The organism is Patiriisocius marinus (assembly GCF_008974325.1).
Lineage (GTDB): Bacteria > Bacteroidota > Bacteroidia > Flavobacteriales > Flavobacteriaceae > Patiriisocius > Patiriisocius marinus.
The window spans coordinates 1-16210 of record NZ_BKCG01000009.1; the positions used below are offsets into that span (position 1 = coordinate 1).

Here is a 16210-nt window from a genome sequence, read left to right on the forward strand (position 1 = left end):
TAAGTTTTCTCCTCAATTTGGTTTAGGAGCATACTATTATACAAATAAGTTTTACTTAGGTTTTAGTGCTCCAAATGTATTAGAGACGGATCACTTTGATGAGAGTTCAACACTAGGAAGTTCTTCAACAAATTCTAGCGCTACTGCAAAAGAGAAAGTGAATTTTTATTTAATGAGTGGATACGTATTTGAATTGAATCGCGATTTAGATTTAAAGCCTTCTGGTCTTGTTAAGGCAGTAGAAGGTGCTCCATTACAAGTTGACCTTTCATTAAACGCATTAATAAAGGATAAGCTAACTCTAGGGGTTGCTTACAGATGGAGTGCAGCATTAAGTGCAATGGCAGGTTTTCAATTATCTGATGAGCTTATGTTAGGTATTGCATACGATAGAGAAACAACAGCGTTGAATCAATTTAATTCAGGTTCTTACGAGATATTTTTGAGGTACGAATTATTCAAAAAAGAGGAGCGAATGATTTCGCCTAGATTCTTCTAAAATGAAACTAATAATTACGAGATTATGAAAATTTCAGCAAAAATATTTGTTGTATTATGTGTTCTGAGTTTTGGGTTCGGAAATGCGCAAAAAAAAAATGTAATAAAAAAAGCATCGCAGGAATTTAGTGATTACTCATATATCGATGCGCAAGAAGATTATTTAAAATTAGCTGAAGAAGGATACAAATCTGAAGAGCTTTTTAAAGGCTTAGGAGATTCTTATTACTTTACTGCAGATTATGTAAATGCTGCTACGTGGTATACGCATCTATATGATTTTATGAATTTAACTGCAACTCCAGAATATCTATATCGATATGCGCAGACATTAAAAAGTACGGAGCAGTACAATCTTTCAGATAAGATCATGAAAGAATATAGAAAGGCTGCAAATCTCCCAGAGAGTTCAATAAATTCTAAAACGACAATGAAAGATATTGATCGTAATTCTGGTAGATATGAAGTTCAAAATGTTACTTTTAATTCAACATTGTCAGATTTTGCTCCATCTTTTAAAGATAATAAATTAGTATTTGCCTCTAATAGATTTGAGGGTACAAACCCTAAAAAACATAACTGGAATGATCAACCGTTTTTTGATTTATACACGGTACAAATAGCCGAAGCTTATGGTGATGAAACACCTGAGAAAATGTCTAAAGTATTAAACACACAGTATCACGAGTCTTCAGCAGTATTTACAAAAGATTCAAAAACAGTTTACTTTACACGAAACAACTATACTAAATATGATTATGAAACTGATCAAGATGGTACAAATAGATTGAAACTGTATCGTGGTAGATTAAATGAAAAAGGAAAATGGAAAATTAAAGAATTACCATTTAATAGTGATGAATTTTCAGTAGCGCACCCTGCATTAAGTGTAGATGAGACAACGCTCTATTTCGCAAGCGATATGCCTGGTGGTTTAGGGGAGTCAGATTTATATAAAATTGCAATAGAAGGAGATGGGTTTGGTACACCAATTAACTTAGGAAAAACTATAAATACTGAATTTAGGGATACATTTCCATTTATAGCGGATGACAATAAATTATATTTTGCTTCTGAAGGACATCAAGGCTTAGGCGGTCTAGATGTGTTTGTTACAGATTTAGTAAAAACTTCTAATACTGGAATTAAAAATTTAGGAAGGCCAATTAATTCTCCAAAAGATGATTTTGGATTCATCCTTAATATTACTGCAAAAGAAGGCTTTTTCACTTCTAATCGAGATGGAGGAAAGGGATTTGATGATATCTATGGTTTTAAGGAAGTTATGCCAGTAATTGTTGAGTGTGTACAGAAGGTTGACGGTATAGTTCGTGATAAAAATACAAATGCAATTATCGCTAATGCAAAAGTTGTGTTAATTGGTGATGCTATGGAGGTTTTGGTTGAAACAACGTCAGACCAAAAAGGGTATTTTGATTTAGGAATTATTAAATGTGAAAAAACATACACTGCTAGAGCTTCAAAAGAAAATTATAACATTGCAGAGGAGACTTTTAATAGCACAACGGAATTGGACTTATCATTATCATTAGAAATAGGTTTAACGTCTAAAATAGTCGCACCAGTTGTTTCTATAGGAACTGATTTAACAGTATTACTGGATCTTGATAATATCAACTTTGACTATGATAAGAGTTTTATTCGTCCAGATGCCGCTGCAATATTACAACGTGTTGTTAATTACATGAAAAAATTTCCAACAGTGAAAATTGATGTACGTTCTCATACAGATAGCCGTGGTAGAGATTCATATAATGAATCGTTGTCTGAACGTCGTAACATTTCAACTAGAAAATGGTTGGTGGAAAAAGGTGGAATAAAAGCTACTAGATTATCAGGAAAAGGTTATGGAGAAACTCGTCTTGTAAATCAATGTTCAAATGGGGTTACTTGTAGTGATCAAGAACATGAACTAAATAGAAGATCGGAATTTATTGTAGTAAGTAAATAAGGTAAAACCGAAATATTAAGTATTAAAAAAACCCCAGTTATATGGTAACTGGGGTTTTTAAATTAAAATCTTTGAGGATTAGTGTCCTTTGATTCCGTCTTTAAGTTTTTGAGCTCCAGAGTTAACTGCTTCTCCAGTTTTGTTAGCTGCATCGTTAACTGCATCACCAGCTTTATCTGCTGTGTTTTTTACAGCATCCATAGTTTTGTCTGCTGCGTTCTCAACTGCATCACCAGCTTTATCTGCTGCATTTTCTACTGCATCCATTGTGCTATCTGCTGCGTTCTCAACTGCATCACCAGCTTTTTCAGCTGCATCACCTACTGCATCACCAGCTTCTTCTAATCCGCTTTTAGCGCTTTCGCCAGCTTCTTCTAATGTATCAGTTACACTTCCTGTAGTTTCACGACAAGATGAAACAGATACGATAAGAGCCAAAGCTGCTAGAGTTGTAATAATTTTTTTCATGATAGTTTGTTTTATGTTAATGTGACTGCAAAAATAAACAAATAAATGTTAAAGTTGCTTCTCACTCAGGTATTTCCAATACCTTTTAGGCATATGTTTTACATGTAAAACCATGTTTTTTCTACTTTCAATATTGGTACTCTTAAAATAATTTTTCCATAATTCTTCGTAAGCCAATTCTTCTTGAGTAAAAAGTACGTCTGTTCCCTTTGTTTTTAAGGCTTCAGGTTTTAATTCTAAAGTGATATTTTCTACTATATTTAAATTGTAGTAAAGACCTTTATTTCTTTTTAGGTCATAGATAATCCATTGTTGATCAGCATATCTATCTTCAAAATGTTTTGAAATTAAAGGAAGCACGTTAAAATCAGGTTCAATTGTTGCAAAATAGATATTATCTTTTGTGAGCTTAAACCTAATAAAAGCGTCCATTCTGTGTTTTTCTCGCTCGACACTCTTAACTATTTTAGATAATTTTAACACACTTGGATCTGTAAAATTTCCGAAGACAGCTGTATTATCAGCAAAAAATTTACAGATATAATCTAATAATATGTTTTCAACACCTACTTTCTCACTTAAAAAGGATTTGTAAATAATTCGTTTGATATTGCTATTTCCTTTTTTAATAATACCATCCCAAACTCTTTTAGACTTTATAAAATCTGTTTGAATTTCTCTTGTTTCACTAAAAAAAGTAGCCGATGCTCGATATGCAGGTTCAATTTTAGGTTGCTGTAATTTAGACTCAAATACCTCAAAAACCACTGTTAGAAATCCATCAAAACTACCATCATATACTAAGATGTCGCTCATACTGATAACGGTTTTACTGTATCAAATAAATTAAGTTGATTATTTAATGTTTTTCGATACTTACTACTTGAATTTGAGAGTATCAAACCTTTAATTTGAGCAGCGGTTAAATCTCTAGTTTCATAAACACGCGAATCACAGGTCATAAAGTATTTAGCTCTATTTACAGCAGCGCCTATTGCTTTTAAATGTTCCCAATTGAGCTTTCTGAATCTTCGAGCATTAATAATTTTATTGACTGATTTCATTCCTAAGCCTGGAATCCGCGCTAGCATATGTTTGTCAGCTTTGTTTATATCGATTGGAAATAGATTCAGGTTTCTCAATGCCCAACTTAGTTTAGGGTCTATATCCATATCTAGATTGGGTGTGTCCTTATTCAGTAATTCTCTAATGTCAAATCCATAAAAGCGCAAAAGCCAATCGGTTTGATACAACCTATTTTCTCGCATCATTGGTACTTCAGTGCCTATTGAAGGTAACCTACTGTCATAACTAATAGGGACATAGCCAGAATAATACACCCTCTTTAAATTGAAGTTTTTATAAAATGATGCTGATGTGTACATTATTTCTGCGTCAGTTTCATTAGTTGCTCCAATAATCATTTGGGTACTTTGCCCTGCTGGAGCATAAATGGGTGTATTTTTAATAATTTTTTTTTCGGCTTTATATTGAATTATTTCGTTTTTCACCTTTTCCATAGGCTTAATAAAATCGGCTCTATTTTTATCTGGCGCTAATAATTTCAATCCTTTAACCGAAGGTATTTCAATATTTACAGATAATCTATCTGCATACAATCCTGCTTCACGCATTAGCTCATCGCTGGCACCAGGAATTGATTTTAAATGTATGTAGCCATTAAAATTTTCTTCAAGTCTCAATTTTTTTGCAACAGCAACAAGACGTTCCATAGTGTAGTCTGCATTTTTAAAAATACCACTACTTAAAAACAATCCTTCAATATAGTTACGTCGATAAAAATTAATAGTTAAATCAACTACTTCTTGAACCTTAAATGCAGCTCTTTTTATGTCATTACTTTTTCTCGTAACACAATAAGCGCAATCAAAAATGCAGTGATTTGTAAGCAGAATCTTTAAAAGTGATACACAGCGACCATCCTCAGTATAAGTATGACAAATACCCATACCAGAGCTATCACCAAGACCCTTGTCTTTGTTAGCTCGTTTACTACCGCTAGAGGAACAAGACACATCGTATTTAGCTGCATCAGCAAGTATATTCAACTTCTCTTTAATACGTTCAAAATTCATAATTGCAATATTATCTTCGGAAATATTACAAAGTTATGGAATATTTCCTTTCAAATGGAACAATTCCTAAGTGATAATGGATATATTCCAAATTAATTATTATATTTGAATATGGATACAAAACTTTCTATAGAGGCAAGGCGGTTTAAAAAGGTGCGAGAAGAGCAGCAACATACGCAGCAATCTTTTGCTGAGATTTTAGGAATAGGTGCTACAACTGCAGATATTGAACGTGGCAAAACAAAACTTTCCGGTAAAGTTGTTATGGAATTATTACGACAATTTAGTATAAACCCTTTATGGCTATTTGGAGAAAGTTATACTAAAGTGGTTAACATAAACGGGGGAGATGTAAGTCCAAAAGTAATAACTCTAGATGTGAATCAAAATGATACTATTGCTTTAGTTAACCAAAAAGCTGCTGCAGGGTATCCACATAATATTCAAGATGTAGATTGGTACGAAACTTTACCAGCATTTAATATACCGTTACCACAGTATCGCAATGCAACCTACAGAGGTTTTCAAGTTGAGGGTGATAGTATGCTTCCAAACATTCGACCTAACGAGTGGGTTCTAGGAAAAGCTGTTCCAAATGTTACTGAGGCTAGCGATAGTAAAATTTATATTGTAGTTTTAAATGATTCTGTTTTAGTAAAGAAACTTCAAAAAGTTCCTAACGCACCAGATCGTGTAAGATTGATTTCTTTAAACCAAGAATATTTACCAATTGATGTTGAAGTAAAAAACATACAAGAGTTATGGTTAGTAAACAGTAAACTTACCTTTGGTATTGATGAGCCAAATGAGAGCTCTTTACTGAGAGAGTTACAACAATCTATGGAAGAACTAAAGGGACAAATTAATAATTTGAACACTTAACGTATTAAATTTATAACAAAAAAAACACCTGAATCATTTAATGATTCAGGTGTTTTTGGATTTACTAACTACAAATTAGTTGTCGTCAGTTTTGATTTTTAAATCTCCGTCGTCGTCAGTTTTTATTTTGACTTCAGATCCATCTTGGTTTTCAATTTTAATCTTGTCGCCATCATCTTTAATATCAATTTCAGCTCCGTTATCTTGAGCTTCTTCTAATATTGTCTCAGTTTCCGTTTTTTTATCATCTCTACAAGAAGTGAATGATATTGTCAATGCGGCAAGGGCAATAAATGCTACTTTTTTCATAATAAATGTTTTTATTATTGTTAGGTTTGGGGACAAAACTAAGTCAAAAATTCACTACTAAAACATAAAGTTTTACTAATATTTTAGTCTTTAAATTACTGAAATAACGTCTTTTACGAAAAAATATGACCTTCAAAAATTTGTTTGATTTTTTACTCGATTTGCAACAGAATAATAATAAGGAATGGATGGACAGCCACCGTGAACAATATCAGGCTGTTAGAAATTTTTATATTGATTGGCTAGATAAAATGAATTTTAAATTAGCTGAAATAGATTCAGATTATACTGATACTCCGGGTAAAAAAGCTATAAATCGCATTAACAATAATTTAATGTTTCAGCCAGATAAACCTGTTTATAAAGATCATTTTGGGGCTGGTTTAGACCAAGAATCAAGACAAGGTGATTTTTATATTCAAATAGGACTTAATGATTCATTTATAGGTGGTGGGTATTGGCATCCTTCATCAACTATTTTGAAAAGTATTCGAGATGGGATTGATTATAATGGGGAAGAGCTGAAGAAAATAATTTCTAAAAAATCGTTCTTGAATATGTTTGGAGGATTAATAGAGGCAGATGAGCTTAAAACCTCTCCTAAAGGATATACCCAAGAGCATGAGCATATAGATTTATTGAGGAAAAAATCGTTTGCAGCTGGAAGAAATTTCACACACAAGGAAATATTAGATCCTAATTTTGATAAAGTGGTAATTGAAACCTATAAAGAGTTGTTGCCTTTTAGAAGATATTTAAATAATGCTGCTAAGTTAGACTAGCCGTTTATAGTATCTTTTGTTGGTCTAAATACTCAATAATAATATTAGTAGCGCCAGTATTGCTATTAACAAAATGACCGCAAATCATTCCTGTTTTTTTTCTGAAATTGGCATCACTTACAAGCTTGTTTAAAATGGTGTTACATTCCTCTTTGTTAGACACAGAGAATAATCCAGCTAATGATCTTAAACGTTCAGCTTCAGGAAATTTAACGAAGTTTTTTCCTATAATAATTGGAACTCCAAAAGTAGCAGGTTCTAAAATATTATGAAGTCCTGTTTCTCCCATTGCTCCACCAACATATGCTATATCTGCATAGCTATATATTTTGGTTAAATACCCTATGGTGTCAACAATCAATAAATTAGTTTCTTCTAGCTTTTTGTTTGAAATAGTCCCTTTTTTATATTCTGAATAGGTAACACTTGTTGTAGAGGTTAACTTTTGTCGCAGTGTTTTAATTTTTTGTAAGTCAATTTTATGAGGTGCAATTACAAATTTTACGTTAGATGAAGCGCTATTGATATAATCGATTAAAACTTCTTCATCTTCTGGCCAAGTGCTCCCACAAATAATGCAAGTACAGTTAGGAATATTTGTGAATTCGTCCATAAATTTCACAGCGTTATCCATTTCTATTTGGTGAGAAACTCTGTCAAAACGAGTATCTCCGCTTACACTAATGTTTGAAAGTTTTATTGATTCTAATAATTCTTTTGATTCTTGATTTTGAACAAAATAGTGATCAAACTTAGCAAGTGCTCCGCGCATAAAATTTCCGAAGGGTTTAAAATACACCTGCTCTTTTCTAAATAGTCCAGAGATTAAAATTGTTTTAATCTGTTTATTTTTTAAAGTAGTCATATAATTAGGCCATACTTCATATTTCACAAAAACGGCAAGTGTTGGGTTTACTAATTCAATAAACTTTTTTGCTCTTGATAATGTATCCATAGGGAGGTAGCAAACCACATCTGCAATAGGAGTGTTTTTCTTTTGTTCGTAACCTGAAGGGGAGAAAAATGTTATAATAATTTTAGTTGAAGGATGTTTGCTTTTGAGAGCTTCCATAATGGGAAGTCCCTGTTCAAACTCTCCTAAAGACGCACAATGAAACCAAATATTTTGATCAATTGGTTTAATAACGTTCTTTAGAATAGTAAAAGTGTTTTTTCGTCCATTAACAAATAGCTTCATTTTTGGGCTAAAAAGTGCTACTAAATGGAGAATCCACCAGGCTAAATTTGTCAATAGGGAATATAAATATTGCATAAGGTGCTAAAATACAAAATTGCACTTTCAACTAGCGCTAAGATTGATTTTAGAATTTAGAAATAGGGAAGTACACTATAAAAATACTAATGTAAATTCGTATTTTTGCAAATTGAAGCTATGTTGCAAATATCCTATTAGTAAATTGATTATTAAAACATGGTTCCAAAGAAAATAATAGTCACCCGTCTTCACGGGCTTTTCATATGAGAAAAATACAAATGGTTGACCTTAAGGGTCAGTATGCGGCGATTAAAGAACAAGTAGATGCTTCGATTCAAGAAGTAATTGATACTACTGCTTTTATTAACGGTCCTGAAGTGCAGGGATTCCAAAAGGAATTAGAGGCATATTTAGGCGTAAAACACGTAATACCTTGTGCTAACGGAACTGATGCATTGCAAATTGCAATGATGGGTTTAGGTCTTGAACCTGGTGATGAGATTATTACAGCAGATTTTACATTTGCAGCAACAGTTGAGGTGATAGCTTTATTGCGTTTAACTCCAGTTTTAGTAGACGTTGATCCAGTTAATTTTAATATAGATATTGCTGCTTTAGAAAAGGCGATTACGCCAAAAACTAAGGCTATTGTTCCTGTTCATTTATTTGGACTTGCAGCAAATATGGATGAAATAATGGCACTTGCTGAAAAACATAATTTATATGTTATTGAAGATAATGCTCAAGGAATAGGATCAAAGTATACTTCTAAGGATGGTACTAAAAAAATGACTGGAGGAATAGGTCACGTAGGTTCTACTTCGTTTTTTCCATCTAAAAATTTAGGTTGTTATGGAGATGGTGGTGCAATTTTCACGAACGATGATGATCTTGCTCATACTATTAGAGGGATTGTAAATCACGGTATGTATGTTCGCTATCATCACGATGTTGTGGGGGTTAATTCAAGATTAGACTCAATCCAAGCAGCAGTATTAAGAGCGAAGCTTCCTCATTTAAATAGTTACAACAATGCAAGAAGAAATGCAGCAAGAAAATATACTGCAGCTTTTCAAGGTGTTGACCAAATTATTACTCCTACAGGTTACTGTAATGCAGGAAATTCTATTTGTGATACTTGTGACTGTCACGTTTTTCACCAATATACTTTAAGAATTATCAATGCAGATAGAGACGCTTTAGTGAAACATCTCAATGAAAATGATATTCCTTGTGGTGTGTATTATCCAATTCCTTTACACGCACAAAAGGCTTATAAAGATGATCGTTACAATGAAGCAGATTTTACAGTCACAAATCAATTAGTGAAGGAAGTTATTTCTTTGCCAATGCACACAGAACTTGATGATGAGCAAATAGCTTTTATTACAAAAACGGTAATTGATTTTGTAACTAAGTAATTAATTTATTGTTAGAATTTTTAAAGGGTTACCTGTCAATCTAGTAGCCCTTTTTCTATGGTATATTTTATAAGGCCTACTACGTTTTTTGAAGCAGTTTTACTAATTAGACTTGCGCGATGAGTTTCAATTGTACTCGGACTCAAAAATAATTTCTCTGCTATTTCATTTGTTGTCATTTCATCGAGAATTAACTGAAGTACTTCTTTTTCTCTTCTAGTTAGTTTTGGGATGTATTCAAAATTACTTGATTTAGATTTTATTTCTACTAAGGAAATTTCTGGATGAATGTATGTTTTTCCTATTATGGTCTCTTCAAAAGATTCAATAAGCGATCGTTGGTCTATGTTTTTGGGAAGAAATCCTTGTGCACCTTTTTTAAGAGCATCCATAACAATGGCAGATTGGGTATTGCTAGATAACATAATGACGATAATTTCAGGTGAAGAAAAATTTATTTGTTGGCAAATTTTAATCCCATCTTCGTTATTTAATTGAATGTCTAACAACAATATATCAATCAAATAGCCTTGTGAAATATAATCGAAAAACATTTCAGACTTTACAAATCCTTCTATAAAACTATATTTTTTAATATCATCTAATAAGCCTTTAATTGCTTGAGGAATTAATGCGTGGTCATCTAAAACGGCTACGTTATATGTTTTTTTCATTTCTCTAATTGTAATTCAATGAATACAGATGTTCCATTACTTGCTGAGGAATTTATGTCAAATGAACCTTTTAAAAGTGATAAACGAGATTTTATGTTTGAAAATCCTATTCCTTCATAAACTTGCTCATTTGAAAATCCTTTTCCATTATCCTCTACGGTGATTGTTAATTTACCATTTTCTTGATGCAATTGAACAAGTGCTTCTGTGGCTTCTGAATGTTTAATAATATTGTTCATTAATTCTTGAACAATTCTATATACACTTAATTGAAAAGATTGAGATAAAGTCATCGATATATTTATACTATGGTATGAAGCATCAAGTAAGTGACTTTCTTTTACTGAAGTTATAAAATCTGTAAGTGCTGCATCAAGTCCTTTTCGTATTAATATTTCAGGTAATAAATTATGTGAAATTCGTCTAGACTCTTTTGCTGCAGTATCTATTAACTCATTGATTTTAATTAACTCTTGTGTTTCCGGTTGTTTTAGAAGTAGTTTACTAGTGTGTATTTTACTCACTGCTAGAACACCACCTAAGCCATCGTGTAGCTCTTTTGCAATGCGACTTCGTTCTTTTTCTTCACCAGTAATTAAAGAGCGTAAAGCAATGTTTTCACGTTCATTTTCTAAAGTCACAATTTGTTGGTTTTGTGTTTTTTGACGTTGTCTAAAAAATAGGAATAATAAGGTGGAAAGTAAAGCTAAACCAATAGATACTAATGCAATAAATTTATTTTGGTTTTCTTTTTTTGTTATTTCGGCTTCTTGTTGCGAAATTTTAAGTTCTTTCTCTGCTGTTTTATATTTAAGTTGAAGGTTGTTTAGGTTATTACTGTTTTTAAGTAATTCCATAGAATCTTTCACTTTATCATATTTCAATAAGTAGTTGTATGCCTTTTTGAAATCTTTTGACTTATATGCAAATTCTTGCATAATGTAGAGTGTTTGTTGTGAATAGCTTTCTAAATTATTTTCGTTAAATATATCGTAAGCTTTTTCGGCGTCGTTTAGCGCTCGATCTGGATTGTTACTTCTATCTGCTATTATTGAACTCATTTGATAAATATTTCCAATCATTCCGGGATGCCCAATTTTTTCAGCGGTTTCCTTAGCTATTTTTAAACTTTCTTCGGCTTCATTAAATTGTAATAATTCACTTTTATAATTTGCATCATTACTATAAACGATAAATTTTAATTCAGTTTGATTAGGTGCTATTTCAGAAATATTTCTTGCTTTATCGTTATAATAAATTGCCGAATCTAGTTGTTTTGTAGCTTCAAAAACTCTTGAAATATTTGTATAAGTAGTAGCAGTTGGAATGGTATCACCAATTTGCAAAGACAGTTTTGAAGAACGTATATAATAGTCTTTTGCTTGCCCTAAGTCTTCAGAAATGAAAGCACAATTCCCTAATACTTTGAACACTTGAGACTGTTTGGAAATATTATTTAATTTTTCGAATATGATTAATGATTTTTTAAGGAGTGTTATTGCACTAGGAATTCGGTTTCTCTGTGTTTCTAAAATACCTTTTTGTAAATAGCCTTCAGCTTTAAATTTTGGTGAAGGACTAAATTTTATAAGAGAATCTGATAAAGACAACCTTTTTTCGTTTAAGCCTATATAACTAGCGTACTCAATTTCGTCAGTCATCACATTAAAGTATGCTTCTTCATTATATTCTTCTCTTGCTAATTTTTTTGCATTACTAAATAAATTAGCTGCATTTTTTGTTTCTGTTATTGGTAGTCTTTGAATTTGAGAGATAATGCTATCAATTTTTGGGTAGGTCGATTCTTGTGACATCATTTTAAATGTGAAGAACACTAAGATTGCTAAAATGATATTTCTCATAAACTGAAGTTTTTATTAAATAGTGGAAAACCACTAGATAACAGATTCAATGTTTACCCTTAGGTTTAAGTTTTTTTCTTAAAATATTTTTGTCGTGTAACATTGTTGTACTAAGATACTTATAAATGAAACATATCCTAAATAATAAGATTTTAATATTTCGGTTCAAAAAAATAATTAAACTAAAACTAAAACTAAAATTAAAATGAAAAATTTAAAGACTAAAACTATTGTTATCTTACTAAGTGTATTCACAATGATTTCTTGTGGAAACGATGATGATGATACTCCAAATGATGGTAATGAATCTGGGTTGATCTCTATAGGAGATTGTGGTACATTCTTCGTAGATGTAAATTTGCAGTCACTTTGCGGTGTTGAAGCTGCAAACTCACAAGGATTGGGTACGGGAGCTGCCTGTACTTATATAATTAGACAAAATGTTTCTGCTTCGCAGGAGTTATATGGGGTTACTTTATGGGAGGCTGCTAGTATAAATGATGCTGTTGATTTTTATGAATTATTAGGAGATGATTTTTTTCCAGGTGAAATGTTAAGCCCATTAAATGGTTTAGGAGATGAAGCAATTTATGCAGAAGACCAAGAAAACCAGGATTTTACTGTTTTATTTCGTTTGAGAAATATAAATGTTGCCGTAGTTACCGATGAACTTTTTTTTGAATTAGGATGTGATGATCCACAAGCTAGTTTAATTGAATTAGCAAATTTAATTATTGAAAAAGCACAATAATAGATAGCTGTTTATTTGAATGTTGCCCTTATTTTTAGTTGCTAAAACCGCTTTTGTTTTGTTATAAAGCGGTTTTGGAAACTTTATTTTTATAAATAAAATGTATAAAGCTAATCGTTACAATGAAGCAAATTTTACAGTCACAAATCAATTAGTGAAGGAAGTTATTTCTTTGCCAATGCACACAGAACTTGATGATGAGCAAATAGCTTTTATTACATAAACGGTAATTGATTTTGTAAAAGTATAATTCAATTTTTGTTAAACTCGGTTTAACTAAGGTTTAACTGTTGTGCTTTGGTATTGGTTAATAAGAATGGTTGCTTTGTAGCAATTGAAAATGATACCAATGAAATTGATAAAAATTAAAAGAACAACAAAGAAAGAAAAACGATTTTCCAATCAAATGGGAATTCTAACAGCAAAAGTTACGTATGTAAAAAAGACTGTTTTGAATATTCCAATTAAAACGCTTCATAAATATCGAGAGACATATTATGGAGAAGTTAAAGACTGTGAATCCTGTCGACTTTCAGCTTAAAATTATCTAAAGTTAATAATAGAAAAGCCCTTTATTCGTATATGAATAAAGGGCTTTTCTATTATAGGTAGCATTATATTTTATCTATTAGATTTCTGCTTTTGATGTTTCTACGCTTCTGTCGATTTTACGCATTAATCCTTGTAATACATTTCCTGGTCCTACTTCGATAAATTGAGTTCCGCCATCTTTAATCATATTTTGAATACTTTGTGTCCATTTAACGGGAGCAGTAAGTTGGAACATTAAATTTTTCTTTATTTCACTTGGATCTGTTACCGCAAATGTTGAGACATTTTGGTAGATAGGGCAGGCAGGTGCTGTGAAAACTGTTGATTCAATAGCAGCAGCTAGCTCTTCTCTAGCAGGTTCCATTAATGGGCTATGGAAAGCACCCCCCACAGGTAGTACTAAAGCACGCCTTGCGCCAGCTTCTTTTAACTTTTCACAAGCTAAACCTATTGCATTAATATCACCACTAATCACTAATTGTCCTGGGCAGTTGTAATTTGCGGCAACAACCGTACCTGGTGTATCAGCACAAATAGCTTCGACTAAGCTATCTTCAAGTCCTAATACTGCAGCCATTGTAGAAGGCTCAAGTTCACAAGCTTTTTGCATCGCTAAAGCTCTTTTGTAAACTAATTGTAATCCATCAGTAAAAGCTAAAGTTCTATTCGCTACTAATGCCGAAATTTCACCTAAAGAGTGACCAGCAACCATATCAGGTTTAAAGTTACTACCCATCACTTCTGCAAGTATAGTAGAGTGTAGAAAAATAGCGGGTTGTGTTACTTTAGTTTCTTTAAGTTCATCTGCCGTACCTTCAAACATTATCTTAGTAATGTCAAAGCCAAGTGTTTCATTTGCTTGTTGAAACAACTCTTTAGCTTTTGGAGATGATTCGTATAAGTCTTGTCCCATCCCTGTGAATTGGGCTCCTTGACCGGGGAAAATATATGCTTTCATATGTATTATTTTTGAGGGTATAAATATCTTAAAAAAAATCCCATCAAAGAAAGCATCTTCGATGGGATTATCATTATTATATATACTCTTTAGGTATTTAGTGTTCCGGTTCTACCTATATCTTGCTTTTCGCCGGTAATTGCACCTTTAGCCATTTTAAATAGACTTACTAATTTACTAGATCCACTATCCCAATAAACCGAATTGTTAGGATCTACTTTGATAGCAGTTATGTTAGGATCATTTACGCCGTCAAACCAAATGTCATCTGCTTTACTATACAGTTCTTCAATTATTGTTCTATTTGTCACTATTGTTGCAGTACCATATAAACTTAAAAACTTCATGTCACTTCCGCTACTATAAAGTAGTTGGCAGCGAGAATCATTAGTAATATCCTTATTATGGTCACTGTTTTTATTACTTAAAAACCAGATGTCTCCGTTGTCATCAACCTTTTTTGTACTCATAGGGATTGCGCTCAATGGAGCATTTCCTAAGTTAGTAACCATCATTGCAAAATCAATTTCGTTCACAATGTCTTTAATCTTTTCAATAGCTTCTTTATTGCTTAAATTTTCTTGACTCATAATTTTGATTTTTTATAAAATTACAAGTACTAAACGTCTATTGATATTAATTAAACGATAAACAAAACTTAATGTATGTTAAAAGAAATGTTCTATTTTAAGTTATTTGAATTCAATTTGTATTTTTCACTACCGTGATTTTTGGTAAATAGGGCATTTTTAAAACAGGATTTATTTTCTAACCCAAGTTTCGTAAGTAAAAGCAAAGCTGTGCTTTTCATCTTTGTCGTGTCGTACTTCTGAAATTTTCTCCCATTGAGATTGGTCTATTTCAGGGAAAAAAGTATCAGCGTCAAAAGTGCTATGAACCCTAGTTAGTTCAATTTTGTCTGAAGCTTCAATGCTTTGTTTGTAGATTTCTCCACCACCAATTACAAAAGGTTGCTTATCTGCCGATGCTTTTAAAAGTGCTGCGTCGAGAGAGTGAACCACAATTACATCTTGTTCTCTGCCTTCAGGAACCTTGGGTGTATAGTCTTTATTTCTAGTAATAATAACGTGCGTGCGATTAGGGAGCGGCTTAGGGAACGACTCAAATGTTTTACGTCCCATAATAATAAAATGCCCTGTAGTGAGTTGTTTAAAACGTTTAAAATCGTGTGGTAAATGCCACACTAAATCGTTGTCTTTCCCTAACTCATTATTCTCGCCAGCTGCTGCTATTATTGTAATCATTCTTTTTATTGTGGTAATTGGTTCGGGTTGTTTTTTTTTACTTCAGGAAGTTCTTCTTTTGTTGAAGCGGTCATATCTTTAAGAGCTTCTTGTTCTTTCGCAATTTTGTTTTCACGAATAGTGACCTCTTGTAACGCTTGCTTTTTGAGTTCAGCAACACGTTTTTCTTGTAGTGCTTTTAATTTTTCAAGTTGGCGATCTTCCCATTCTTTTCCCATAAATTTATTGATGAGAAATACATTTACTAAATGGATTAAAAAGATAAAGGTCCAGATTAAAATTGCCCATACAAACCAATCTTTTATAAAAAAATCATCTCCATAACCAAGTATTGGGTTTATAATAATAAGTAAAACTGATCCCACTAGGAAAACAACAAAATGACGCATCAAGTTTTTTTTCTTGGCTATGCGCTCTCTAGCATATTCGTATTGCTCACGAGCTTCTTTGTCTACAGTATCTTTGGCTTTGTTTTTTGAAAACATAGTAATTGAGATTACGATT

At 32.2% G+C, this 16210-nt stretch carries 18 protein-coding genes and 1 pseudogene; 8 read left to right on the top strand and 11 right to left on the bottom strand.

The genetic code is table 11. From position 1 onward, the window contains the following. Together GBH57_RS13495 and GBH57_RS13500 are read left to right on the top strand one after the other, a co-directional pair. Positions 1 to 499, top strand: a 499-nt coding sequence (locus tag GBH57_RS13495; protein ID WP_151675028.1) for a PorP/SprF family type IX secretion system membrane protein, incomplete at its 5' end; no start/stop codon positions are given. Positions 500 to 523: 24 nt separating this feature from the next. Beyond that, on the top strand, positions 524 to 2470 hold the full coding sequence (locus tag GBH57_RS13500; protein ID WP_151675029.1) for an OmpA family protein: 1947 nt from the start codon (positions 524 to 526) through the stop codon (positions 2468 to 2470). A 78-nt stretch (positions 2471 to 2548) separates the two neighbouring features. Here GBH57_RS13500 and GBH57_RS16155 read toward each other — a convergent pair whose 3' ends face one another. From GBH57_RS16155 to GBH57_RS13515, 3 genes are read right to left on the bottom strand one after another with little or no spacing between them, the layout of a single operon-like run. Then, entirely contained in the window at positions 2549 to 2938 is a 390-nt protein-coding gene (locus GBH57_RS16155) for a hypothetical protein (RefSeq protein ID WP_174844043.1), read from the bottom strand. Between the two features lie 48 nt (positions 2939 to 2986). Further along, positions 2987 to 3754: a TIGR03915 family putative DNA repair protein gene (locus tag GBH57_RS13510; RefSeq protein WP_151675030.1), complete on the bottom strand. Its 768-nt coding sequence runs from the start codon at positions 3752 to 3754 to the stop codon at positions 2987 to 2989. After that, positions 3751 to 5034 carry a putative DNA modification/repair radical SAM protein gene (locus tag GBH57_RS13515; RefSeq protein ID WP_151675031.1) on the bottom strand — a complete coding sequence of 428 codons (1284 nt, stop codon included), beginning with the start codon at positions 5032 to 5034 and terminating at the stop codon, positions 3751 to 3753. Before GBH57_RS13515 ends, GBH57_RS13510 begins: the two co-directional genes overlap by 4 nt. Before the next feature lie 111 nt (positions 5035 to 5145). Here GBH57_RS13515 and GBH57_RS13520 point away from each other — a divergent pair, with 111 nt between their 5' ends. Next, complete coding sequence (locus GBH57_RS13520) at positions 5146 to 5916, top strand: XRE family transcriptional regulator (RefSeq protein ID WP_151675032.1); 771 nt, start codon at positions 5146 to 5148, stop codon at positions 5914 to 5916. Positions 5917 to 5991: 75 nt separating this feature from the next. On the opposite strand, the gene GBH57_RS13525 is transcribed toward GBH57_RS13520, so the two are convergent. Next, the gene (locus tag GBH57_RS13525; protein WP_151675033.1) at positions 5992 to 6225 is read right to left on the bottom strand and encodes a hypothetical protein; all 234 of its coding nucleotides are present in this window, start codon (positions 6223 to 6225) and stop codon (positions 5992 to 5994) included. 125 nt (positions 6226 to 6350) lie between these two features. Between GBH57_RS13525 and GBH57_RS13530 the strand changes: the two genes are divergently transcribed. Then, positions 6351 to 7007, top strand: coding sequence for a DUF2461 domain-containing protein (locus tag GBH57_RS13530; RefSeq protein ID WP_151675034.1), 657 nt, complete (start codon positions 6351 to 6353; stop codon positions 7005 to 7007). A 4-nt stretch (positions 7008 to 7011) separates the two neighbouring features. Here the strand turns inward: GBH57_RS13530 and GBH57_RS13535 are convergent, their stop codons facing one another. Further along, positions 7012 to 8259 (bottom strand): 3-deoxy-D-manno-octulosonic acid transferase, encoded by a 1248-nt coding sequence (locus tag GBH57_RS13535; RefSeq protein WP_306424018.1) that lies wholly within the window; start codon positions 8257 to 8259, stop codon positions 7012 to 7014. A 227-nt stretch (positions 8260 to 8486) separates the two neighbouring features. Here GBH57_RS13535 and GBH57_RS13540 point away from each other — a divergent pair, with 227 nt between their 5' ends. Next, on the top strand, positions 8487 to 9644 hold the full coding sequence (locus GBH57_RS13540) for a DegT/DnrJ/EryC1/StrS family aminotransferase (RefSeq protein WP_151675036.1): 1158 nt from the start codon (positions 8487 to 8489) through the stop codon (positions 9642 to 9644). A 35-nt stretch (positions 9645 to 9679) separates the two neighbouring features. Here GBH57_RS13540 and GBH57_RS13545 read toward each other — a convergent pair whose 3' ends face one another. Then, positions 9680 to 10318 (bottom strand): response regulator, encoded by a 639-nt coding sequence (locus tag GBH57_RS13545; RefSeq protein ID WP_151675037.1) that lies wholly within the window; start codon positions 10316 to 10318, stop codon positions 9680 to 9682. Next, entirely contained in the window at positions 10315 to 12180 is a 1866-nt protein-coding gene (locus GBH57_RS13550) for an ATP-binding protein (RefSeq protein WP_151675038.1), read from the bottom strand. The genes GBH57_RS13545 and GBH57_RS13550 overlap by 4 nt, the downstream gene beginning before the upstream one ends. Before the next feature lie 205 nt (positions 12181 to 12385). Between GBH57_RS13550 and GBH57_RS13555 the strand changes: the two genes are divergently transcribed. The 3 genes and pseudogenes from GBH57_RS13555 (at position 12386) to GBH57_RS16270 (ending at position 13472) form a co-directional block, all read left to right on the top strand. Continuing rightward, positions 12386 to 12931 carry a hypothetical protein gene (locus tag GBH57_RS13555; RefSeq protein WP_151675039.1) on the top strand — a complete coding sequence of 182 codons (546 nt, stop codon included), beginning with the start codon at positions 12386 to 12388 and terminating at the stop codon, positions 12929 to 12931. 97 nt (positions 12932 to 13028) lie between these two features. Continuing rightward, positions 13029 to 13154, top strand: a pseudogene (locus GBH57_RS16160) (DegT/DnrJ/EryC1/StrS family aminotransferase); the annotation flags it as partial. A 126-nt stretch (positions 13155 to 13280) separates the two neighbouring features. Further along, positions 13281 to 13472, top strand: a complete 192-nt coding sequence (locus GBH57_RS16270; protein WP_151675040.1) for a hypothetical protein — start codon at positions 13281 to 13283, stop codon at positions 13470 to 13472. 87 nt (positions 13473 to 13559) lie between these two features. Here GBH57_RS16270 and fabD read toward each other — a convergent pair whose 3' ends face one another. The 4 genes from fabD to GBH57_RS13585 all read right to left on the bottom strand — a co-directional run bounded on the left by fabD (position 13560) and on the right by GBH57_RS13585 (position 16191). Further along, the gene (fabD, locus tag GBH57_RS13570) at positions 13560 to 14441 is read right to left on the bottom strand and encodes an ACP S-malonyltransferase (protein ID WP_151675041.1); all 882 of its coding nucleotides are present in this window, start codon (positions 14439 to 14441) and stop codon (positions 13560 to 13562) included. A gap of 89 nt (positions 14442 to 14530) precedes the next feature. Further along, on the bottom strand, positions 14531 to 15031 hold the full coding sequence (locus tag GBH57_RS13575; RefSeq protein WP_151675042.1) for a pyridoxamine 5'-phosphate oxidase family protein: 501 nt from the start codon (positions 15029 to 15031) through the stop codon (positions 14531 to 14533). Positions 15032 to 15202: 171 nt separating this feature from the next. Beyond that, positions 15203 to 15706 carry a dihydrofolate reductase gene (locus GBH57_RS13580; RefSeq protein WP_151675043.1) on the bottom strand — a complete coding sequence of 168 codons (504 nt, stop codon included), beginning with the start codon at positions 15704 to 15706 and terminating at the stop codon, positions 15203 to 15205. Positions 15707 to 15711: 5 nt separating this feature from the next. Beyond that, a complete protein-coding gene (locus GBH57_RS13585; protein ID WP_151675044.1) occupies positions 15712 to 16191 on the bottom strand; it encodes a 2TM domain-containing protein in 480 nt (159 codons plus the stop codon). Positions 16192 to 16210 lie beyond the last annotated feature (19 nt).

Coding starts and splice junctions, on each gene's coding strand:
- GBH57_RS13575 (WP_151675042.1), bottom strand. CDS start 15,031: ATGAGTCAAGAAAATTTAAGCAATAAAGAAGCTATTGAAAAGATTAAA.
- fabD (WP_151675041.1), bottom strand. CDS start 14,441: ATGAAAGCATATATTTTCCCCGGTCAAGGAGCCCAATTCACAGGGATG.
- GBH57_RS13585 (WP_151675044.1), bottom strand. CDS start 16,191: ATGTTTTCAAAAAACAAAGCCAAAGATACTGTAGACAAAGAAGCTCGT.
- GBH57_RS13500 (WP_151675029.1), top strand. CDS start 524: ATGAAAATTTCAGCAAAAATATTTGTTGTATTATGTGTTCTGAGTTTT.
- GBH57_RS13580 (WP_151675043.1), bottom strand. CDS start 15,706: ATGATTACAATAATAGCAGCAGCTGGCGAGAATAATGAGTTAGGGAAA.
- GBH57_RS13515 (WP_151675031.1), bottom strand. CDS start 5,034: ATGAATTTTGAACGTATTAAAGAGAAGTTGAATATACTTGCTGATGCA.
- GBH57_RS13530 (WP_151675034.1), top strand. CDS start 6,351: ATGACCTTCAAAAATTTGTTTGATTTTTTACTCGATTTGCAACAGAAT.
- GBH57_RS16270 (WP_151675040.1), top strand. CDS start 13,281: ATGAAATTGATAAAAATTAAAAGAACAACAAAGAAAGAAAAACGATTT.
- GBH57_RS13545 (WP_151675037.1), bottom strand. CDS start 10,318: ATGAAAAAAACATATAACGTAGCCGTTTTAGATGACCACGCATTAATT.
- GBH57_RS13520 (WP_151675032.1), top strand. CDS start 5,146: ATGGATACAAAACTTTCTATAGAGGCAAGGCGGTTTAAAAAGGTGCGA.
- GBH57_RS13510 (WP_151675030.1), bottom strand. CDS start 3,754: ATGAGCGACATCTTAGTATATGATGGTAGTTTTGATGGATTTCTAACA.
- GBH57_RS13540 (WP_151675036.1), top strand. CDS start 8,487: ATGAGAAAAATACAAATGGTTGACCTTAAGGGTCAGTATGCGGCGATT.
- GBH57_RS13555 (WP_151675039.1), top strand. CDS start 12,386: ATGAAAAATTTAAAGACTAAAACTATTGTTATCTTACTAAGTGTATTC.
- GBH57_RS16155 (WP_174844043.1), bottom strand. CDS start 2,938: ATGAAAAAAATTATTACAACTCTAGCAGCTTTGGCTCTTATCGTATCT.
- GBH57_RS13525 (WP_151675033.1), bottom strand. CDS start 6,225: ATGAAAAAAGTAGCATTTATTGCCCTTGCCGCATTGACAATATCATTC.
- GBH57_RS13550 (WP_151675038.1), bottom strand. CDS start 12,180: ATGAGAAATATCATTTTAGCAATCTTAGTGTTCTTCACATTTAAAATG.